Here is a 23992-nt window from a genome sequence, read left to right on the forward strand (position 1 = left end):
CGTTGGCTAGTGTTACTGAGCCGTGTAGGGACGCACGATCTGTGCGTCCGTTGTGTCCGTTGGCTAGTGTTACTGCGCCGTGTAGGAGGCTGTTGCAAAAGTCAACAGTCTCGGGGCTGTGTCAAAAGTCTCTCCCCCAGCAGAAAGTAAAAGACAGAGGATCTTGCATCTTTCGGTGTTTATTTTAGAGCTAAACACTTGCTTATCTAGTTAGTTTTTAGTAACTTAGCAGAATAAACGAGAGGTTCCTAACTAATGGAAAAACGACACTTCCGACCCTATATACAGAATCAGATAGTCCTTTTCCCAGAAAGAGTCGACAAGGACATTGCCGAGGATGATCCTGTGCGTTTCATCAGTGCTATTGTGGATGGTTTGGATTTAGAGCCATTCAAAAAACTTTACTACACGATGGGTCGCAGCCCCTATCACCCTAAGATGATGCTCAAGGTGATCATCTACGCCTATATGAACAATGTATACTCCTGCCGTGAGATGGAAAAGCGCCTCCTCAGAGATACGCATTTCATCTGGCTCGCTGGTGGTGAGAAGCCTGACTTCGTCACGATCAATCGCTTTCGCAATCGTGTCAAGCGAGAGATCAATGAGATCTTTACACAACTGGTACTCCTACTAGCAGAGAGAGGTCTGATCTCTTTAGATGTTGAGTATATCGATGGGACAAAGATCGAGTCTAAGGCAAACAAATACACCTTCGTTTGGCGAAAGAACGTAGAGCGCTATCGGTCAAACCTGATGGAGAAGTTGCGTGTCCTACTGCAACAAGTCGATGATGTCATCATCCAGGATCAGCAAGCCAAGCCAGAGGTCGTAGAGTTTACTCCGACTGAGCTGACCTCTATCGTGGAGGAGCTCAAGGAAGCTCTTGACAAGGAACCCGCTCCTGAAACCAAAGAGGCGAAAGCCGAACATAGAAAGCGCAAAAAGCAGATTAAAACCTTAGAGGAGCACCGAGACAAGCTAGCTGAGTACGACCAACGTCTCGACCAACTAGGCAAGCGCAACTCTATGTCTAAGACTGACCCCGATGCGACTTTTATGCGTATGAAAGAAGACGCCAAAGGTAAAGGTCTCGCTAAGCCTGGGTACAACCTACAGATTGCTACAGAAAACCAAATTATCACAGACTATGCTCTCTTTCCCAACCCCTCGGACACCTGTACTCTCATACCATTTGTAGAAAGCTTTCAAGAGCGTTACGATCATCTGCCGACCACGGTTGTAGCTGATGCAGGCTATGGTTCAGAGGAGAACTACCGCTTTATGGACGAGTCTGAAATGGATGCTTACGTCAAGTACAATTACTTTCATCAAGAGCAGCGTCCACGCTACAAAAACAACCCCTTTCTCCCAGAGCATTTATACTACAACGCTCAGGAAAACTATTACGTCTGCCCGATGGGACAGCATCTAGAGTTCCGTGAGACTACGACCACAAAGACCAGCACGGGCTATACTTCAGAGAGCTCTATCTACGAAGCAAAAAACTGTAGAGGTTGCCCATTACGAAGTCAATGCTACAAAGGAAAAGAAGATAGGCGCAAGATCAGCGTGAACCATCGCCTTAACAGCTACAAGCAAAAAGCTCGTACACTGCTCACCTCAGATAAAGGCATCAAGCATCGAAAGCGACGATCTGTGGAACCCGAGTCAGTCTTTGGACAGATGAAAAACAACATGCACTATCGGCGCTTCCGTCACTTCGGTCAAGACAAAGTTCTGATGGACTTTGCCTTTTTCGCCATAGCCTTCAATCTCAAAAAAGTGGCTGCCCAACTCAAGAAAACGCAAGAAAATGACCCTTTACCCTCTCAAGACGCCACTTCGAGAGGCAAAGAGGGCGTTGAGCGCTCCGAGACGATCACTTTTACACACTTCAAGCCCTACTTGTCGAAAAACGTCTTCAGCATCGCTGCTTAACAAAATTCCCAGCCTCCCCCCTCTCTCAAACGACAAATGGACTATTGACACAGCCCCGTTGTGTCCGTTGGCTGTTGGCGGTTAGCTAGAGACACTAAAGACACTAGTGACACTAGAGGCACTAGAGGCACTAGTTCTCCGATACCTCCGATCACTCCGATAGCTCTGATACCTCCGACACCTCCGATCGCTAACAGCCAACAGCCAAGAGCCAAAAGGTACCTCCGATGGGGGCAAGACAATAGCAGTTTGTCGACCCCTTGTGGGTCGGACTAGACGTAGCTTACAGTTCCAGCCCGATCTATTCTTCATTTGTCGTTACGTGTAGCTCCTGACAGAGCGATTATGATGCGTCAGCCCTGACTGGGCAAACCTATCGCCAGCTTGCTACAATAATTTAGGGCCGACTACATATCGAAACGGCGCTATGTCGGTGAAAAGTGATTTCCACGTGGATATTTCGAAATCCCCACGTGGAGAATAAAAAATTCTTCGGAGGAATCAAATGAAACTTCGGAAGAATGAAATAAAACTTCGGAGGAAATGAATGACGCCCACGTGGAAAATAAAAAATCTCCACGTGGAGATTTGAGATTCCCCACGTGGATATTCGAGAAAGGAGGGAATCGGACGAATTTCCCTGTAAAGATATGTTATTAGAGATTAGAGGTTAGAAGTTAGAGATTAGAAATTAGGGGTCGGAGAGCATCGGAGGAATCGGAGAGTTCGGAGGGGGAGAGATTAGAAGTTAGAGATTAGAGGGCTGACACATTAGAGACTGTTGCAAAAGTCAACAGTCTCACAATAGGTGTCCTCGCAGATGCGACCTAGGTACTCCTATATGTAATAGGTGCCCTCGCAAATTCGACCTAGGTACTCCTATATATAATAGGTGTCCTCGCAAATGCGACCTAGGTACTCCTATATATAATAGGTGTCAGACACAGGATGAGGCTCTCGGGAAAAAAAAACTTCTCCGAAAATTTGGCGGATTCAAAAAGTTGTATTACCTTTGCACTCGCAACTCAAAAGAACGGGTCTTCGGAGGTGTCTGGGGAGCCTTGAGTGGTGAGCAAGTTTTGATGACTAGAGTGCTGCTTGTTAGCTTCTTTGTCGAGGTTTCAGATCCTAACGGATAGGACACTATAATATAATAGGCATCCTCGCAAATGCGATCTTGGTACTCCTATGTATAATAATAGGTGTCAGGCGCAGGAGTGAGGCTCTCAAAAAAAAAACTTCTCCGAAAATTTGGTGGTTTCAAAAAGTTGTCGTAACTTTGCATCCGCAACTCCAAAGAAAGGGTGGTCGGAAGTGTTCGATACATGATTGGAGGTTGGTAACGACGACGGCTGATTGAGGCGCTCATAGAGCTAGCTTAGAGGTCTACTTAATACAGACTTCCGAAAGGCAGAAATCGATCGGCGAAAAAAAACTTCTCCAAATATTTGGTGGTTTCAAAAACTTGTCGTACCTTTGCACTCACAACCCGCAAGAAAAAGCAGTTCGCTCTTCACAAGCTGAAGAGGTCTAGAGCTGGAGCTCCTAACGAGGGGCTACGCTTACGGGGATTATAGAAGCGATCTTTGATATATTTCATAACTAAGCAATCAAAGTGTAGTGGTCTAGATTACATCTAGATCAAGCAATACCTAAGACAATCAAAAATCTAGGTCTACACTGCGAGGACAATAAGCATAATAGCACAATAATCATCTTAGAGACAAGGCTTGAATAGGTGGCGCAAGCTACTGCGGGTCTTGTGTTATAACACAGAGAACAAACAAACAAAATACTAACAATGGAGAGTTTGACTCTGGCTCAGGATGAACGCTAGCGATAGGCTTAACACATGCAAGTCGAGGGGCAGCGAGATGTAGCAATACGTCGTCGGCGACCGGCGAATGGGTGAGTAACACGTATGCAACTTACCTCTTAGTGGTGAATAACCCGATGAAAGTCGGACTAATACACCATACTCTCCTTAGATCACATGAGAAGAGGAGGAAAGATTAATCGCTAAGAGATAGGCCTGCGTTCCATTAGCTAGTTGGTAAGGTAACGGCTTACCAAGGCAACGATGGATAGGGGGACTGAGAGGTTGACCCCCCACATTGACACTGAGATACGGGTCAAACTCCTACGGGAGGCAGCAGTGAGGAATATTGGTCAATGGGCGAGAGCCTGAACCAGCCAAGTCGCGTGAAGGAAGACTGCCCGCAAGGGTTGTAAACTTCTTTTGTATGGGATTAAAGTCGTCTACGTGTAGGCGTTTGCAGTTACCATACGAATAAGCATCGGCTAACTCCGTGCCAGCAGCCGCGGTAATACGGAGGATGCGAGCGTTATCCGGAATTATTGGGTTTAAAGGGTGCGTAGGTTGCAAGGGAAGTCAGGGGTGAAAAGCTGTAGCTCAACTATGGTCTTGCCTTTGAAACTCTCTAGCTAGAGTGTACTGGAGGTACGTGGAACGTGTGGTGTAGCGGTGAAATGCATAGATATCACACAGAACTCCGATTGCGCAGGCAGCGTACTACATTACAACTGACACTGAAGCACGAAAGCGTGGGTATCAAACAGGATTAGATACCCTGGTAGTCCACGCAGTAAACGATGAATACTAGATCTATGCGATATACAGTATGGGTCTAAGCGAAAGCGATAAGTATTCCACCTGGGGAGTACGCCGGCAACGGTGAAACTCAAAGAGATTGGCGGGGGTCCGCACAAGCGGAGGAACATGTGGTTTAATTCGATGATACGCGAGGAACCTTACCCGGGATTGAAATGTAGATGCATGAGGCTGAGAGGTCTCTTCCCTTCGGGGCTTCTATGTAGGTGCTGCATGGTTGTCGTCAGCTCGTGCCGTGAGGTGTCGGCTTAAGTGCCATAACGAGCGCAACCCGCGTCGATAGTTACTAACGAGTTAAGTCGAGGACTCTATCGAGACAGCCGTCGTAAGACGTGAGGAAGGAGCGGATGACGTCAAATCAGCACGGCCCTTACATCCGGGGCGACACACGTGTTACAATGGTAGGGACAGCGAGCAGCCATCTGGTGACAGAGAGCTAATCTATAAACCCTATCCCAGTTCGGATCGGAGTCTGCAACTCGACTCTGTGAAGCTGGATTCGCTAGTAATCGCGCATCAGCCATGGCGCGGTGAATACGTTCCCGGACCTTGCACACACCGCCCGTCAAGCCATGGGAGTCGGGGGTACCTGAAGAGCGTGACCGTCACAGGAGCGCTTGAGGGTAAAACTGGTGACTGGGGCTAAGTCGTAACAAGGTAGCCGTACCGGAAGGTGCGGCTGGAACACCTCCTTTCTGGAGACACGAGGCACTGAGAGGTTGAGATAAAGGGGAGCGATCCCTTATTGTCGAGATCTCATCAAGACCTATCTCTAAGATTGGTGCTATTTTTCTTACAAGTCTATCAGACGCAGTGAGACATGGATAGGAGATTGAGGGCAGGTAAGGCAGGCTACAATATATAGTAGTATACACAATGAATAGAGTATTAGTTATGAAATCCATATAACATGGAGCATCGATGAAGCGAGAGCGACCCTGAGGCAACGCTCAGAGGCTGTCAGCTGGAGATCAGCGGGCAGGAATAGAGAGCGGTCTCGAGACGTCGTCCACGTGTAGAGCGATAAACCCATGAATAGGATATACGCCCTAGGTCATGCTGAGGTATGACAGACTAGAGAGTCCTATAGCTCAGTTGGTTAGAGCGCTACACTGATAATGTAGAGGTCGGCAGTTCAACTCTGCCTGGGACTACAAAGGGACGGCATCTTGTATATCTTATAAGTAAGATGGACGGGGGATTAGCTCAGCTGGCTAGAGCACCTGCTTTGCAAGCAGGGGGTCATCGGTTCGAATCCGATATTCTCCACACGGATGCTAGGGCAGAGCGCAAGCGAAGCGAGGCATCAAGTGATCTTTGACATACGTAGCAATAGAAACAATAGAATAGAAACGAGTAACGAGCGTACTTAGCAATAAGTACGAACAAACGAATACAAAGCGAGTAACGATTTTAGATCGTGCGCTAAGTAGTATAACTCAACTGAGATTGTATCGACGTAAGTTGATGCAAGGCTCAAGGCGAAAAGTTATAAGGGCAGATGGCGGATGCCTAGGCTCTTGGAGGCGACGAAGGACGTGATAAGCTGCGATAAGCTGCGGGGATTGGCACATACGAATTGATCCGCAGATTTCCGAATGGGGCAACCCACTAGACTGGAGGTCTAGTATCTCGCAAGAGAGGTCAACGGGGGGAACTGAAACATCTCAGTACCCTCAGGAAAAGAAAACAAAAGTGATTCCCTTAGTAGTGGCGAGCGAACGGGGAGTAGCCCAAACCGCAGATGTTTCGGCATCTACGGGGTTGTAGGAGTAACACTAATGTACTATACACTTGTAGAAGAACGACATGGAAATGTCGACCATAGAGGGTGACAGTCCCGTATTTGAAACGAGTTTATAGACAGAGTTACCACCTGAGTAGCGCGGGACACGAGAAATCCTGTGTGAATCTGCGGGGCCCATCCCGTAAGGCTAAATACTTCCAAGAGACCGATAGTGAACAAGTACCGTGAGGGAAAGGTGAAAAGAACCTCGATAAGAGGAGTGCAATAGACCCTGAAACCATCTGCTTACAAGCGGTAGGAGCCCCTTCGTGGGGTGACTGCGTGCCTTTTGCATAATGAACCTACGAGTTACCGTTGCCGGCGAGGTTAAGTACATGTAAGTACGGAACCGGAGCGAAAGCGAGTCTGAATAGGGCGATTAGTCGGTAGAGGTAGACGCGAAACCAAGTGATCTACCCTTGGTCAGGTTGAAGGATAGGTAACACTATCTGGAGGACCCAACCGGTAAGCGTTGAAAAGCTTTCGGATGAACTGAGGGTAGGGGTGAAAGGCTAATCAAACTTGGAGATAGCTCGTACTCCCCGAAATGCATTTAGGTGCAGCCTTTGGTGTTTCTTGTATGAGGTAGAGCGACTGATTGGATGCGAGGCTTTCACCGGCTATCAAGTCCAGACAAACTCCGAATGCGTACAAGTGAAAGCCAAGGAGTGAGGGCATGGGTGCTAAGGTCCATGTCCTAAAGGAGAACAATCCGGACCATCGGCTAAGGTCCCGAAATCACTACTAAGTTGGACAAACGAAGTCAAGATGCGAAGACAGCTAGGATGTTGGCTTGGAAGCAGCCATTCATTTAAAGAGTGCGTAACAGCTCACTAGTCGAGGATTTTGGCGTGGATAATAATCGGGCATAAGTAGTGTACCGAAGCTGTGGGATGTGAATACATCGGTAGGGGAGCATTCCTATTGAGTTGAAGATACAGGGGCAACCTGTGTTGGATCGATAGGAAAAGCAAATGTAGGTATAAGTAACGATAAAGGGGGCGAGAAACCCCCTCGCCGAAAGACTAAGGTTTCCTGATCAACGCTAATCGGATCAGGGTTAGTCGGGGCCTAAGGATAAGCCTAATGGCGATTCCGATGGAAGAACTGGTTAATATTCCAGTACTAATATATTGAGTGATGTGGAGACGGAGAAGTGACACTACTGCCGACTGACGGAATAGTTGGTTAAAGGGTGTAGATAGTTGGTTTGTAGGCAAATCCGCAGACCGAGTCGAACCTGAAAGTACACTGCGTGCATGCACAAAGTGATAATGTAGGTAAGCCAGCTCCCAAGAAAACCCGCTAAACAATTGATATATTACCCGTACCACAAACCGACACAGGTGGTTGGGTTGAGTATACTAAGGCGCTCGAGAGATTCGCGGTTAAGGAACTAGGCAAAATGGTCCTGTAACTTCGGGAGAAAGGACGCCAGTGGCGACACTGGCCGCAGAGCATAGGCCCATGCGACTGTTTAACAAAAACATATGGCTGTGCAAAATAGAAATATCACGTATACAGCCTGACACCTGCCCGGTGCTGGAAGGTTAAGAGGAGATGTCATCGCAAGAGAAGCATTGAATTGAAGCCCCAGTAAACGGCGGCCGTAACTATAACGGTCCTAAGGTAGCGAAATTCCTTGTCGGGTAAGTTCCGACCTGCACGAATGGTGTAACGATGTGGGCACTGTCTCAACCGCGATCTCGGTGAAATTGTAGTATCGGTGAAGATGCCGATTACCCGCAACGGGACGAAAAGACCCCGTGAACCTTTACTATAGCTTTACATTGTACTTGGGTATCAGATGTGTAGGATAGGCCGGAGACTGAGAATGGGGCACGCCAGTGCTTCAGGAGTCGCTGTTGAAATACGGCCCTTTTGATGTTTGGGTACTAACTTGCTTATTGGCAAGGACACTGTATGGTGGGTAGTTTGACTGGGGTGGTCGCCTCCAAAAGCGTAACGGAGGCTTCTAAAGGTACCCTCAGGCCGATTGGTAACCGGTCGTAGAGTGTAATGGCACAAGGGTGCTTGACTGGGAGACAAACAAGTCGCACAGGTAGGAAACTAGAGCATAGTGATCCGGTGGTTCCGTATGGAAGGGCCATCGCTCAAAGGATAAAAGGTACTCCGGGGATAACAGGCTGATCGCTCCCAAGAGCTCATATCGACGGAGCGGTTTGGCACCTCGATGTCGGCTCGTCACATCCTGGGGCTGGAGAAGGTTCCAAGGGTTGGGCTGTTCGCCCATTAAAGTGGCACGCGAGCTGGGTTCAGAACGTCGTGAGACAGTTCGGTCTCTATCTGTTGTGGGCGTAGAGATTTGCAGGGCTCTGACACTAGTACGAGAGGACCGTGTTGGACCGACCGCTGGTCTATCGGTTATGCCGCCAGGTGTAATGCCGAGTAGCTAAGTCGGGCTAGGATAAGTGCTGAAAGCATCTAAGCACGAAGCCGACCCTAAGATAAGATCTCATTGAGGGTGGTCAAAGACGATGACCTTGATAGGCTACAGGTGTAAAGACAGTAATGTCAAAGCCGAGTAGTACTAATTACCCGAACGATTCGCTAAGAGAGTTGAGTTATACGACTTACTTAGAGTGTACGCCTAAAAACGAAGCAGCGTATTCGTGAGTTTGCAGCTATGTTGACTCATTCGCTATCTAGAGTAACTATATAAGTCTACGTATGTCGCCCCATTAAGGTGGTTATAGCGTTGGGGATTCCACCTCTTCCCATTCCGAACAGAGAAGTTAAGCCCAATAGCGCCGATGGTACTGAGTAAAATCGGGAGAGTAGGTAACCGCCTTTCCCATTGCAGAGTCCTCAGATAGGTACGATACCTGTCTGGGGACTCTCTCTTTGGCTCTTGGCTGTTAGCTGTTGCTGTTGGCTGTTGGCCGTTGGCTAGTGTTACTGCTCTCTACAGGACGAGGTGTGGGTGTGCGTCCGTCCCTCCGACTCGATACTAGCCGTGACTGAATCTTGTAGGGACGCACGATCTGTGCGTCCATCCCCGTCAAGACCACGATGCTGTAACTTTTGACACAACGGACGCACGGATCGTGCGTCCCTACAGGACTCAGTTACGGCTAGTATCTAGTCGGAGTGTGTCCGTTGTGTCAAAGGTTACGACATCCAGAGTGATCGGAGTGTATCGGAGTGGGGCCGAGGGTGTCGGCGTGGATAGGAGGTAATCGAAAGCGTTGATATTTCGTGCAGAAGGAGTACGATGTTAGTAAGTCAAATTTTCATACCTTTATAGGCACAATAAGGCAGCTAGGTTACTGTGACGCTATTACTTTATAGGCTCTGAGCCAAATTTTCTTTCTAATGAGTCTCGGGTAGCTGAACACCAGAGGGGTTTCTACAACAAATGGCTTCCAGGCCTCGTAGGGACGGTAGATTACCCTCTGGTTGCTGTCCTTACCTTACTACAACGAAAGCAAGATTTCGTTTAACCAGCCTAATCATGGGCTGTTTTTTTGCTCTCTAAGCCAGTTGTATCAGAGCGATCGGAGTGTATCGGAGTAGATTGGGAGAGACGACCGCTTGTGGTTGCCTTGGATTGCTTAGGGGAAAGGTTTTGTTTCCAGATCCTTCCTTTCTAGATATAGAAAGCGTCCTAGCAAAGATCACCCAACAGCGAACCAATTTCGCTGACGTGGGCGACCTCGACTAGGACGCTATGAGATAGATCTGCTACTCCCTGATGGGTTGGATAGAGCTGGCTATCCGTAGGGAGAAATTAGTCGAAAGTAAAGAGAAGGAGCTTCTCTGGTCTGCCGTACCCGCATTAGGCATTGACTCCGCTACCGAGAGCCAAGAGGATGTGGAAACGCAGGTTGGATATCCTGATAGCCCTACGACCCGCAGCGGGAACTCTACCGAGAAAGCTCCTTCTCTAAGAGAGGGTTCTGTCAGTGAGGGTGGGCAAGACCTCACACAGACTTCTGAAGAAGCCGCAGCAGCCCTTTCTGCTCTTCCTGACAGCTCTCAAGGCGAGACTACTAGAGGTGAGGACGGGCAACCCCTCATCATGCCCTCAGAATCGACTGACTCGCCTGAGGAGGCTGGAGCCCTTTCCAGCGGTACGTCTAACTCGCCAACAGGAGAGGGTGGATCTGTACCCGTATCGAGAGACGGCCTACCTGCCAAGCCCGGCTCGTCTAGTACTATGACTGAGGACAGGAATACTAACGGGGACTCTTCCACAACATCTCCTTCTAGTGGCAAAGGTAGTGAAAGAAATTGAGACCCTGAGAAAATAGAAGTCAGCTATCGGGAGTTTCGTAAGGCAGATAGACAGCGAAAGCTCTCGATTATACAAGCTCTCTCGCTCCAATTGCGAGTGCTACATATAACCAAGAGATTTCTGTACCTACAAAGGTAGTGAAAGAAATTGAGACCCTGAGAAAATAGAAGTCAGCTATCGGGAGTTTCGTAAGGCAGATAGACAGCGAAAGCTCTCGATTATATAAGCGCTCTCGCTCCAATTGCGAGTGCCACATATAACCAAGGGCTTTCTGTAACCACAAAGGTAGTGAAAGAATTTGAGACCTTGAGAAGATAAGAATTAGCCATCGGGAGTCTCGGAAGGCAGATAGACAGCGAAAGCTCTCGATTATCTACGCATCTCCGCTCCAATTGCGGACGCACAAGATAACCAAGAGCTTTCTGTAGTTACAAAGGTAGTAAAAGAGATTGAGACCCTGAGAAAATAGAAATCAGCTATCGGGAGTCTCGGGATTGTCGGTATTACGATTACGCTCTTATGAAAATAGAAGAAGGCAAACTGACTGATGAAGTTGGCGCTTTATCTCCCACGTTGCCTTCAACGAATCAATCTGCCTTTTCTTGAGTACAAAGATAAGAAGCTTGTGTCACTCTTACAAATGTCGAAAGTATCGAAGGTTGTCGATGAGAATGGAGATCCTAGCGAGTGCATCTGCGAACTGGATGCGACTTTATGGAGTTTGTCTTGGAGCATGTCCGGCACCGTGGTGATTTGCAGGGGGACTCACAGGAGGGGATAAATGGAGGCCAGTAAACAAGGAGAAAGCTTCTGCTTTTCTTTCAACCCAAGAGCCCAATTATCTTGCAAGCGGAAATAATAAGCAGAAGCTCATATCTGCCACAAAGGTAGTAAAAGAGATTGAGAAGCTGCGAGGAATGGAGGACGCTCCCTTAGTGGTTTGAAGGTCGGGGGGGGGAGTACCCTGGGGAAAAGCTGAGAAGTGCGGATAAAGAAAGAGTTCTAAGTCAGATAGACCAACGGCGAATCAATCTCGCCGAGGTGGCCTATCTAGACCTAGAACTCACCACAAAGATAGTAAAAGAGATTGAGATAGGCTCTTGGTTTATATGCCCACAGCTTCGCAGAGTTGATTGCTAGCTAGCTCGATGCGCTGATGTGTATATGTGTCAGCGGGCGGTAGTAAGGTTTGAGCAGCGTAATGGGGGAGTACCCTGGGGAAAAGCTGAGGAGTGTGGATAAAGAAAGAGTTCTAAATCAGATAGACCAACGGCGAACCAATTTCGCCGAGGTGGCCTATCTAGACCTAGAACTCACCACAAAGATAGTAAAAGAACTTGAGAGTCAGAGATAGCCTGTAAGTCGAATTGCCCACAGGGTAAGGGTGCCCGTGAGATTTATGGAGACTGTTGCATAAAGGCGAATCGCTGTGTTGCTTTCGGGGTTCGGCTTCGGTCACATACAGAGGTATGTGAGCTTCAGGCCTGACCCTCAGCGCCTTGCGCTTCATCCTTTCTGCAAAGTCAGGACAATCTTGCTAGCAAGATTGTGGAACTGTTGACTGTTGCAACAGTCTCTTATGATGCTCAGCCTGGCAAGATGCATTCGTCAGAGGCTACAAAAAAGAGAGCTACTGAAGGGACGTTTAGCTGATACCTCTGGCACCAACCCCAGCAACAGTAGCTCTCTCTCAGTAGCAAAGGTACTAAAAGATTTGAGATAAGCTCTCGGACGATCTGTCTCGAGAGCAAGGCGTTGAGGATGACAGAGGGGTTGTAGATAAAAAGAGACTGTTGCATCAAGGCGAATCGCTGTGTTGCTTTCGGGGTTCGGCTTCGGTCACATACGGAGGTATGTGAGCTTCAGAACTCACCCTCAGTACCTTGCGCTTCATACTAGCTGCGAAGTCTAGACAGTCTTGCCAGCAAGATTGTGAGACTGTTGACTTTTGCAACAGTCTCAAAAAAACGCTTGAACGGTTGCCTAAACAGCGGTACAATTCCGCTGAGGTTAGACACCTATTCAAGCGCACCACAAAGGTAGTAAAAGAACTTGAGAACTTTAGTAAATCGGAAGAGATCGGAGTGTATCGGAGCTATCAGAGCGGTCGGAGTGGATCGGAGGTGTCGGACTCCTATCAAGACGAGTGGCAGTCCCCGTTAAAACATCGATGCTGTAACCTTTGACACAACGGACGCACCGACGGTCTGCGTCCGATCCGTGCGCCCTTACATTTCGCTACTCGTCTTGCTGTATTGTAGCGAACGCTCTTCTGCTAGAAACGAGCCGTGCACCACCGCGGCGGGCTACTGGTCTCATCTAGCTACTTGTGAGATTTGCGGAGTTGAGGTCTCAGTGTTGGCTTGCGCATCTAAAAAAAAAAAAGCTACCTTTGCGACAAGCAGTGCAGTAACATACAGACAAACAGACAAAAATAGCTATGATCTTAGGAAGAAAGAGCGGACTTCTTGCGATATTGGTTGTGGTTAGCTTGATGCTCACCCAAAGCCTCAGCGGACAAACGCTTAAAGAAGATTCCAACGGACAGACAGTCAAAGGGCAACCCCAGCAATCTCAGAATGAACAACCCCAGCAGTCTCAGAGCGCACAGCCGCAGACGCAACACCCGCAGCAGGGTGAGACTTATCGTGGGCAACTCAGAGATAGGGTGACCGAGGAGCCTATCTCTATGGCGACTGTCATATTGCTTTCGGCAGATTCGACGGTGGTCTCCACGACGCTTTCGAGCGACGGGGGGACCTTTGAGCTTTCAGGGGTGGGGGCGCATTGGCTCCAGGTGAACCATCTAGCGTATCAGACCCTCCGCGTGAGCCTGGATGCTCCGCTGCCTGACGTGCTCTATATGGATCAGGCGATAGGTGAGCTGGGCGAGGTGGTGGTCAAGGCCGAGCGTCCGCTCATGAAGCTCGTTGATGGCACCACCCCGAGCTACGATATTGATCAGCTCTTTGCGCATAGCTCTGTCACTACCGCTTATGAGATGCTGGGTCAGCTCCCTGGTATGTCCATGCAGGGCGATGTGCCGACACTCGTGGGGACCAATGGCTATACGCTGGTCTTCAATGGTCAGCCCTCGAATATCCCTCAGGATATGCTGTTGGAGCGCCTCAAGAGCATTCCCCGAGAGATGGTCGCTAGTGTGGAGATATCCTATACTCCCATTGCTCGCTATCGGGCTAAGGGGGCTTCGATCAATGTGGTCTTCAAGGGGCAGGCTGCGGGCACTCCTCTGAGTGGTACCTCTGGTCAGCTCTTTGCCGAGTATAGCAATAAGTACTACAGCAACTACGCTGCGGGTGCTAGTGTCAACTACGCTGCTCCCAATGGCTTCTCCGTCACTGCCAATTATAGGGGTAGTCTAGGTAAAATTCGAAGCGACTTGATCTACGACATAGCTCCCTTTGGTCGCTATAATGAGGGGCTTGCGATAGAAAATACGGGCTACACGAACTATAACAAGCATACGCTCTTTGCCGAGCTTGGGTATAAGTTCGGGCGGCATGCGCTATCCGTTGACTACTACGGGAGCTTGACCCCTCCCGAGGGTACGACCCGCTACCAAGTCAACCAAAAGGAGCGCACACCTCTGGAGTCACTCAATAAAGGCAATGCCAATACGCATCACGTCGCCATAAACTATAGACTGGGTGGCAACTTGCTGGCGGGTCTCTTCTACACGCACTATCGGAATCACAGAGAGGTGCTCTATGGTATGGAGCAGTCGGCCAGCTCACCTTATGCTACGAGCTATACGAGTGATCAGCTCTCGCAGGTTTGGGGCGGGCATATCGACAATAGTCATAGTTGGGAGAGCGGCTGGGGTCTGTCGTACGGCTCCAAGGTCTCCTACTCCAAGACGATCAATGGACAAACTTACCTCTGGCGAAATGGTCAGCAAGTGCCAAACGACGCAGTGTCAAGAACCAGTAAAGAGCTACAGGCAGACCTCTATATAGGCGGTAAAAAGCAGTTTAATAATGGGTTAAGCCTCGGGCTAACCTTGATCGGTGACTATGCAAACTATATAGGTGCGGATGAGACCTTTCAGATTATCCCGCAGGCGAGTCTCAGCTACGCACGCAATCCCAACCATGTTCTACAGGTGAATATACAATCTGTCAAGAGGGACCCGAGCTATTGGGAGCGTGAACCCTTCTCACGGGCGGATGATCGCTATCAGCTCTGGGAGGGTAATCCACAGCTTAGACCTTACGTGACTTACAGTGGGCAGGTGAACTACATCTTCAAGCAGCGGTATGTCTTCTTCCTGAGCGGTTTCTATCAGCCTCATCGCTTCGAGCAGCAGATGTATCTAGACCCTGATAGAAGTCGTCTGGTCTACAAAACATGGAACTGGCACTACGCCAATAATGTCAGTATCGGAGCTGTCGTGCCACTGCCTCAGACCCAGTGGTGGAGCGCGCGCCTGACCCTCAATGGTCAGCTCAACTCGGTCAAGCTAGACATTCCCTACGAGCCGACCTATCAGTGCACCAAGCCTCAGTACTATGTCGCCCTCTCTAATGAGTTTAGGCTCAGCCAAAAGCACAATATCACCATCGGGCTAGACGGAAGCTATCTGCACGGAACCATACAGGGTTACTATAGTCTAGGCGATAGATACAACCTCGCTTGTCGTGCTAAGTGGACCAGCCAGGATAAGAAGTGGAGCCTCACCTTGCGAGGAGACGACCTCCTCAATGCGGGTGTGCCACGGGTGCGGGTCAACTACGGCATCCATCAGGTGGACTTCCGGCCTTCGCGCTACAACACCCGCTTCTCAGTCCATCTGAGCTACACGTTCGGTAGCTTTGACAAGGTAGAGACGAAGGAGCCTACACAGCTCTCGACCGACCGCTTCGGTATCTGACGCCGTTGGTCTTTGGCTTTTGGCCGTTGGCTGTTAGCTTTTGGCCGTTGGGGGGCTAAAAGCTTACGGCTTATTGCAATGCGACTTTGAAACCTCAGTTACTAAGTATAATTCATTCTCTATGTCTACGTATCGCTCATAACTACCAATGTATTTGTAGCTCGTGTTTTTTGTTATCTCATAAAAACGAGGAGATGTGTCGTTTTCAAAAACACAGTTTATCTCATAGTAGTTATATGGCACATCCTTCATGGCAGATACATTTATTGGTCTTACTTCAATTGTAAAATGCTCGTCCTTCTCTATGAAATATCCATCAAATCCCCTTAAGTAAATTCTAAATTCATCGGATGTCTCGACGATTGGAATCTTTTGGTTTATAACTAATGTATCCCCATTTAGTTCATTACGACATCGGATAGCCCTATTCACAAAAGCTAAGTTGTGAGACGCTTCATAAGAGACGTCTAAGCATCTTAGAGTGAGACGCTTTTCTTGAGCCATTATTGAAGATCCAAGAAAAAAGAAGAGAGTTAATAATGCTAGTCTAATCATTTGAGGTTCCTTTGGTGACAGATCGCAATTGTCCAGGTGAATATTCCTTTGTTACGGGAGCTGTCTTGACTTTTCAAAGATACGAAATTAGCTGTTAGTTGGGAAAACTCGACGCTAGCTCGTTACAATAATTTAGACCCGACTACATATCGATACGGGGTTGTGTCGGGAAAAAGTGATTTCCACGTGGATATTTCGAAATCTCCACGTGGGGAATAAAAAATTCTTCGGAGGAATGAAATGAAACTTCGGAGGAATGAAATGAAACTTCGGAAGAAATGAATCACGCCCACGTGGGAAAGAAAAAATATCCACGTGGAGATTTGAGATTTTCCACGTGGATATTCGATAAAGGATGGAATCGAACGAATCTCCCTGTAAAGAAATGTAATTAGAGATTAGAGGTTAGAGATTAGAGGTTAGAGATTAGAGGTTAGAGATTAGAAGTTAGAGATTAGAGATCGGAGCGGATCGGAGGTATTCAGAGTGGGCGGAGCTATCGGAGGTGTCGGAGCCATCGGACATCTAGCCCAGGGCTGACGCATTATAGTCGCTCTTTTAGGAGCTTCGTATTAGCAACAAGCAAGGAATAGATGAGGAGACTGTTGCAAAAGTCAACAATCTGGACATGTCCAGACTATGCAGAAAGGATAAAGCGCAAGGCGCTGAGGGTGAGGTCTGAAGGGAGCATACCTCCGTATGTGACCGAAGCCGAATCCCGAAAGCAACACAGCGATGCGCCTTTATGCAATAGTCTCATGAGGTCACTATATATAATGTGTCCGCCATGGATTAGCTGTTGGCTGTTAGCTATCGAAACCATCGGAGCTATCAGAGTGATCGGATCTCTAACTTCTAACCTCTAATCTCTAACCTCTAATTATACATATCTTTACGGGGAAATTCGTCCGATCCCCTCCTTTCTCGAATATCCACGTGGAAAATCTCAAATCTCCACGTGGAAGTTTTTTATTTTCCACGTGGGCGTGAAATAAAACTTCGGAGGAATCAAATGAAACTTCGGAGGAAACGAATGAAACTTCGGAGGAATTTTTTCTTTCTCACGTGGGTATTTCGAAATATCCACGTGGAAATCACTTTTCCCCGACACGATGCCGTTTTGATATGTAATCGGCTCTAAATTATTGTAGCGAGCCGACGTTGAATTTGCCCAGCCAAGGGCACTAGCACTACTAGCTAACAGCTAATAGCCAACAGCCAACAGCTACACATCAGCGACAAACGAAAAGTCGAGAGGTAGATGAGCTCATTGTATATAATGCGTCGGCTCTGTAAGGTGGACTCAGGGCTGACGCATTATAAATGAAAAGCTGATTTTGGCGTTGAGGGCAGAATGAAGAGCCTAAAAAGAGAACTCAATATAGCCTCAAAAACTCTTTGATTTTCCCTCAAAAAGGCTTGTCTATGTCATAAACTTTTCGTACCTTTATAGCTGATAATCAATACTATATACAGATAATATGAGTATATTCAATCACCTTCTAATGGTCGAAGATCCACGCATAAATCGATGCAAAAAGTTCCCCTTAGGGTACATCCTCACAACTGTATTCACGGCTACTATCTCTGGCTGCTCCTCTTGGTATGAAATAGAAGACTACGCAGAAGAGTACAAAGATGATCTAGAGGCTCTATATGAGCGTATATCAGGAGAGTCGAGCTCTTGGGGAGTCCCCTCTCACGACACGCTCAATCGCGCCATCAGTCTTCTTGATCCCAAGCAGATAGAGCAAGTCTACAAAGCCTTTCTAGAGGAAAGCTTTGAGATAACAACTGGCAAGCACATCTGTCTAGATGGTAAGACGATGAGAGGCGTTAAGAAGCTAGACTTTGATGCCGACAGCCATTGCGTTACAGCCTTTGACCCCAACCAGCAAGCCTCATTGGCTCAGGTATATATCTCCACTAAGTCGAACGAAATCAATGCCATCAAAGAGATCCTCAAGGCTCTAGATCTACGAGACACCGTCATCACCATTGACGCTATCGGCACTCAGACCGAGATCGCAAAGGCAGTGGTTGAAAAAGAGGGCGACTACATACTCCAAGTTAAAGATAATCAGAAGCTAACGAAGGAAGAGGTGCAAAGTTTCTTTTGTCCCCTCTACGATGCTCACATAGTGCATCAAGAACAGAAAGACTTTGGTCATGGGCGAATAGAAACACGTACGATGAGTAGCATCGTAGACCCTTTATCTCTAGACCCAGACTCGACTTTAGACAAATGGGACGGGCTCAAAAGTATCCATATGATGACAAGAGTACGGACGGACAAGAAGACAGATAAGTCCACCAGCGAGACCACCTTCTATATCTCTAGCCTGACAGACGGGACAGAAGTTTTCAAGTTGATCCGTGAGCATTGGGCTGTGGAAAACAAGCTTCACTATATGCTGGATATGCTTTTCAGAGAGGACTACTCTACCAAGAGAACCCGCAATGCCGCTCAGAACATGAACATTATAAATAAGATAAACCTGACTATCATTCAACGGCTTAAAGACAAGCTCAAAGCCACATCAACGCTGCGCCTGAGGAAAAAGCTCGCACGTATGACTCCAGAGGAAATCTTCGAAATGGAATTATAATGCGTCAGCCCTGACATCTAGCCTCTAACTTCTAACCCCTAATCTCTAATTTCGTATCTTTGCACGAGAGTAAGTAGGAGTGGGCTCCGTGGGGCTTCTCCTTCTGACGCTATAGATACATGTTGATTACAGAGTACATATTACAGTTAGTCGGAGGTATTATCATAGGTCTCTGCATCTCAGCCCCGATGGGTCCTGCTGGGATCCTTTGCTTGCGGCGTGCTCTCGAGCAGGGACGACGTGCAGGGGTCATCACAGGTATAGGAGCCACACTGGGCGACCTAGTCTATGCGATTTTCACCTATTTATTTACGGGGATCATGCTAGACTATGTAGACCACAATAAGATGGCTCTGCGTATCGTGGCGAGTCTTCTCTTCTTGGCCTTTGCTATATACCTATACTTCAGCAAACCTCGCCTTGAGATGTCGCAGCGTGTCGTAGGGCAGATCAATCAGCGCAACCTCTCCCACCTAGGTAGTGGCTTCTTGCTGACCATCCCCAATCTGCTCATCGTCCCCGTCTATGTAGTCCTCTTCAGTCAGTTTAACTTTGTCTATCCACTCGGTGAGCCCCCCTACGGGATGTTTGCTCTCGGCCTGATCTCCATCGCTCTGGGAGCTTTGAGTTGGTGGCTCTTTATTACTTACATAGCTACCCGTCTTAGAGACTTTGTGAGCTTGCGCAATCTGCGTCTCTTCAATCGCATCTTTGCGCTCGTCTTTGCCGTGATTGCGGTTGTCTCGCTACTCTACACGTTTGTGGCTTTGTAAAAGCTTCGACTAGACCTATACCTTATTTATATATATGACAAAAGCAATCTCACGCCCCTCAGGGGGGTTCTGGTGTGGGCTACTTCTGATGGCAGCCTTCGCCGGCGTAGCTGTGCTACTAGCGCAGTTGCCACTCTTTAAGGAGACGCTCCGTATCTCTCCACTTATCATAAGCGTCCTAATAGGCATGATCTATGCCAATACGCTACGGCACAAGCTCAATCCCGCTTGGGTACCTGGGCTAGCCTTCTCATCGAAACGTATCTTGCGCCTGGCGATCGTCTTCTACACTTTTCGCCTTACGCTGGCAGACATCTACGAGGCGGGAGCTACGGCCTTCATCTATGATCTCATCATCGTCACCTCGGTGATCCTCCTCGGGGTACTCATCGGACGCTGGCTCAAGATGGATCGCGACACTGCCATCCTAACTGCTTCGGGTAGTGCCATCTGCGGAGCCGCAGCCGTGCTGGGCACCGAGCCTGTGCTGGGAGCCAGCTCGGAGAAGACGGTCGTAGCCGTCGCTACGGTGGTGCTCTTTGGTACGCTCAGCATGTTTCTCTATCCACTCGTTCATGCGACAGGGTGGCTCGGGCTGACGGATCACCAGATGGCTATCTACACTGGGGGTACGCTCCACGAGGTGGCTCACGTGGCGGGCGCTGGCGGTGCTATGGGTGAGGCAATAGCCTCGACAGCGACCATCACGAAGATGATCCGTGTGATCCTCTTGGCTCCCTTCCTACTGATTCTCACCTCCGTCCTGCATCGTGGCGGGCGTGGCGGAGGAGCTACGGCGCAGCGCAAGGTGTCGATACCTTGGTTCGCCATCTGGTTTCTCATCATGATCTGCGTCAATACGCTCATCGGCTACCTTGCTGAGCAGCAGGGTGTGAGCGATCTCTATGGTCAGGTCTGTGGCGGCATCCGCTGGGCGGACGATTTCGGACTCTGTATGGCCATGGCGGCGCTCGGTAGTGATGCGTCGTTTGCTCGCTTTAGAAAGGCTGGTGGCAAGCCCTTCCTGCTAGCGGGTGCGCTCTATCTGTGGCTCACCATCGGGGGCTACTGCCTGATCCGCTTGATAGGGTAGAGGGTAGAGATTAGAAGTTAGAGATTAGAAGTTAGAGGTTAGAGGGGGCTAGTGCTCCTAGTGAGGCGAGTGCCACTAGAGTCTAATCTCTAACTTCTAATTTCTAACCCTCTAACCTCTATTTTCGTATCTTTGTCCCCATATACGATACCTTAACTATAGATATGCAACAGAACTGGCGACTGTACAATCTGCTGAACAACGTAGTGGGCTGGGTGACCTTTGTCATCGCAGCGGTGGTCTACCTGATGACCATCGGTCCCTCAGCGAGTCTGTGGGACTGCCCCGAGTTTACCTTATCGGCCTTTAAGCTGGAGGTGGGTCACCCACCTGGTGCGCCGATCTACATGCTTGTGTACAATGTCGCTGCACACCTAGCTCCTAGGCCTGAGCTGGCGGGACTATACACCAATGCGCTGAGTGGACTGCTCAGTGCGGGGACGATCCTTCTGCTCTTCTGGAGTATCACCCATCTGGTGCGCCGTGTGCTACTACCGGGTGCTTCGCCTTGTGCCAAGCAGTTGATCCCTGAGGGGGTGACGCCTGTGCCTACCTTAGCGCAGACGATCCTGATCATGGGCTCTGGTCTGGTGGGAGCGTTGCTCTATACCTTTACAGATACCTTCTGGTACAGTGCTGTAGAGAGTGAGGTGTATGCCTTTAGCTCCTTCCTGACGGCGCTGGTCTTCTGGCTGATGCTCAAGTGGAGCGACCGTGCAGACAATGACCGCTCCGACCGCTGGATAGTCCTGATCGCCTACGTGATGGGACTAAGCATCGGGGTGCACCTGCTCAACCTGCTCTGCATCCCGGCGATGGCACTCATATACTACTTCCGCAAGCATGATACGCTGACCTTCAAGGGGATTGTGACGACACTGATCGTCTCCTTCGTCTTGATTGCGGTCATCATGTTTGGCATCATGCAGGGTGTCGTCGCCTTCGGTGGTACGATAGATCGCTGGGTGGTCAATGGGCTGAAGATGCCGTACAACAGTGGCTTCTACCTCTATCTGGCGGTTCTCATGGTGGTGCTGGTCGGTTCGCTCACGCTTTATCAGCGAGGCGAGCGTGGTCGTAGTCTGATCATTAGCTCGTTTATCCTCTCGTGGTGCTTGATCGGCATCCCATACTTCGGAGGAGCCGTCTGGCTAGGCGTGATCGTGACGATAGCTCTGGCGATATACCTATTTCAAAACAGAAAGGTCTCCCTCCAGATGCTGCACACGGCACAGATGTGTATGCTGGTCATCATGATCGGCTTTAGCTCTTATGGGGTGATCCTGGTGCGTTCGCTGGCTGGCACGCCGATGAATCAGAATGAGCCGAACACGGCACTTGCCATCAAGAGCTACATCAACCGCGAGCAGTACGGCGCTATCCCGCATCTGTACAGTGCTACCTACGTGGCGCGTCCTATAGCTATGGAGGAGGGCAGCCCAGTTTATGCGCCTAAGGTGAAGAGTAATCCCAACGAACCGGACGAGTATGTCAAGATCTACAGTCAGCCGAAGGTCAAGTATGCCGAGGATAGCAAGATGCTCTTCCCCCGTATGTACTCTCCGCAGCCGGAGCATATAAGCGGGTACAACAGTTGGGTAGATCGCAATCCAGACGATATGTCTAAGCCCTCGATGGCGGACAACCTGAAGTACCTCCTGCGCTATCAGGTTAACTACATGTACTGGCGTTACTTCGGCTGGAACTTCATAGGTCGTCAGAACGACCTGCAGGGCGATGGCGGTATGCTCAAGGGAGGCGTCCTAACGGGCTACTCGTTTATTGATCAGATCGCACTGGGTAAGACCAAAGATCTGCCAGATCAACTTCGCAACAACAAGGGGCGCAACGCTTACTACCTCTTGCCACTGCTCCTCGGCTTCCTCGGCATTGCCTTTCAAGTGACGAGGCGCAAGAAGGGGATGCAAGCTTTTTGGATTACGCTGGCACTCTTCTTCATGACGGGCTTGGCGATCATCCTCTACATCAACCAGACGCCAGGGCAACCGCGTGAGCGAGACTACGCCTATGCGGGCTCTTTCTACGCCTTTGCAATATGGATCGGCTTCGGTGTGGCAGGCCTTTACGAGCTGCTGAGCCGTGCTAAGCTCAAGCCTGTACTGACCGCCTCGATCGTCTCGGTACTAGGGCTGATCGTGCCGATACAGATGGCTTCGGAAAACTGGGACGACCACGACCGCTCGGGGCGTGTCCTAGCGAGCGACTTTGGCTACAACTACTTGATCAGTTGCGATCCCAATGCGGTGCTGCTCTGCTTCGGTGACAACGATACTTTCCCCCTGTGGTATGCCCAGGAGGTGGAGGGCGTGCGCACTGATGTCAAGGTGAGCAATCTGAGCTACCTGCAGTCGGAGTGGTACGGCAAGCACATGCTACGTCACAGCTACGAGGCGCAGCCGATACCGAATAAGTATATGACTCCGGCCTTCTTCGTAACGAACTCTTATGCGCTGATACGCCCGACGAGTGCGGTGCCGATGCCTTTTGATCAAGCTATGAAGGAGGCGACCAAGATAGTGCCTCAGGGACAGGCGCAGATGCCTACAGACAAGGTGCTGCTCCCCGTTGACTCGGCAGCTGTTGCTAAGCAGTTCCCGCAGCTTCAGGGCTTGCCTATGCCCGAGAGTATGGTGCTTTCGCTAGAGGGAAAGTCGGCTGTAACCAGAGATCAGCTCTTTGTCCTAGACATGCTGGGCGCAGCTGAGTGGCAGAGACCGATTATGTGGGTAAGCTCGGCTCCTCAGAATATCTTTGCCAACCAGAGACAGTATATGTCTTATGTGGGTATGGCGCAGCGCTTTAACCCGACGACCGTAGCGGGTACGCCCTACGAGGTAGATGTGGAGCGTCTGTATGACTTGGTGATGCACCAGTATCGCTACTTCAATGCCAACGACCCCGACATCTACTTTGATGAAAATATCCGACGCAACATCTCTTACTACTATCGCTCTCGTGTCTTTGCGACGCTAGGGCAAGCGCTCCTGCGTCAAGGCGATACCAAGCGAGCTCAAGAGGTGCTGACAAAGTGTGCCGAGGTGATCTCGCCCAAGGCGGTACCCTACGATATGACGGACGTAGCTCTAGCTGATGCATACTACCGTGCGGATATGCCGAAGCAGGGTGACGAGATCCTACGTGCGCTCTACCGAGACACGGCACAGCTTCTCTACTGGGTTAGCCAGCAGAGACCACGTCATCAGTTAGCACTCATCAATGACTCGATGGTACGCTACTCGCTCGTCACGCTGATGGACTTACTCCGTATAGATATGCTTTGGGGTCGCAACCTCTCGGCTGAGTATGAGCCGATGCTAAAGCAAGCACTACCCACCTTTGGCGGCTCTCTAGAGGCACTCAAGGAGGTGACTGCTCAGCAGCTTGATCAGAGACTCTCTGACATAGTAAATCAGTAATCATTTAGAAACTCCTT

General features: G+C 49.4%; 7 protein-coding genes, 2 tRNA genes and 3 rRNA genes. 11 read left to right on the forward strand and 1 reads right to left on the reverse strand.

Annotated elements, in window-relative coordinates:
• Positions 1–255 precede the first annotated feature (255 nt).
• The 7 genes from Q2J34_RS05860 to Q2J34_RS05890 all read left to right on the forward strand — a co-directional run bounded on the left by Q2J34_RS05860 (position 256) and on the right by Q2J34_RS05890 (position 15508).
• Complete coding sequence (locus Q2J34_RS05860; RefSeq protein ID WP_300969006.1) at positions 256–1941, forward strand: IS1182 family transposase; 1686 nt, start codon at positions 256–258, stop codon at positions 1939–1941.
• A 1798-nt stretch (positions 1942–3739) separates the two neighbouring features.
• A 16S ribosomal RNA gene (locus tag Q2J34_RS05865) occupies positions 3740–5268 on the forward strand.
• A gap of 385 nt (positions 5269–5653) precedes the next feature.
• A tRNA-Ile gene (locus Q2J34_RS05870) sits at positions 5654–5727 on the forward strand.
• A 41-nt stretch (positions 5728–5768) separates the two neighbouring features.
• A tRNA-Ala gene (locus Q2J34_RS05875) sits at positions 5769–5842 on the forward strand.
• A gap of 212 nt (positions 5843–6054) precedes the next feature.
• Positions 6055–8933 (forward strand): 23S ribosomal RNA (locus tag Q2J34_RS05880).
• A gap of 129 nt (positions 8934–9062) precedes the next feature.
• Positions 9063–9174 (forward strand): 5S ribosomal RNA (gene rrf, locus Q2J34_RS05885).
• Together the 16S, 23S and 5S rRNA genes with 2 tRNA genes alongside form the textbook arrangement of a ribosomal RNA operon.
• A 3883-nt stretch (positions 9175–13057) precedes the next feature.
• Entirely contained in the window at positions 13058–15508 is a 2451-nt protein-coding gene (locus Q2J34_RS05890; protein WP_300969537.1) for an outer membrane beta-barrel protein, read from the forward strand.
• Positions 15509–15571: 63 nt separating this feature from the next.
• Here the strand turns inward: Q2J34_RS05890 and Q2J34_RS05895 are convergent, their stop codons facing one another.
• Positions 15572–16063, reverse strand: coding sequence for a hypothetical protein (locus Q2J34_RS05895; RefSeq protein ID WP_300969538.1), 492 nt, complete (start codon positions 16061–16063; stop codon positions 15572–15574).
• Between the two features lie 1481 nt (positions 16064–17544).
• Between Q2J34_RS05895 and Q2J34_RS05900 the strand changes: the two genes are divergently transcribed.
• From Q2J34_RS05900 to Q2J34_RS05915, 4 genes are all read left to right on the forward strand, one after another.
• Positions 17545–18672 (forward strand): ISAs1 family transposase, encoded by a 1128-nt coding sequence (locus Q2J34_RS05900; protein ID WP_300969048.1) that lies wholly within the window; start codon positions 17545–17547, stop codon positions 18670–18672.
• 119 nt (positions 18673–18791) lie between these two features.
• Positions 18792–19445 (forward strand): LysE family translocator, encoded by a 654-nt coding sequence (locus Q2J34_RS05905; RefSeq protein WP_300969539.1) that lies wholly within the window; start codon positions 18792–18794, stop codon positions 19443–19445.
• A 34-nt stretch (positions 19446–19479) separates the two neighbouring features.
• Positions 19480–20538: a YeiH family protein gene (locus Q2J34_RS05910; protein ID WP_300969540.1), complete on the forward strand. Its 1059-nt coding sequence runs from the start codon at positions 19480–19482 to the stop codon at positions 20536–20538.
• Positions 20539–20702: 164 nt separating this feature from the next.
• Positions 20703–23975 (forward strand): protein O-mannosyl-transferase family, encoded by a 3273-nt coding sequence (locus Q2J34_RS05915; protein ID WP_300969541.1) that lies wholly within the window; start codon positions 20703–20705, stop codon positions 23973–23975.
• Positions 23976–23992 lie beyond the last annotated feature (17 nt).

It is taken from the genome of Porphyromonas vaginalis, from assembly GCF_958301595.1.
Lineage (GTDB): Bacteria > Bacteroidota > Bacteroidia > Bacteroidales > Porphyromonadaceae > Porphyromonas > Porphyromonas vaginalis.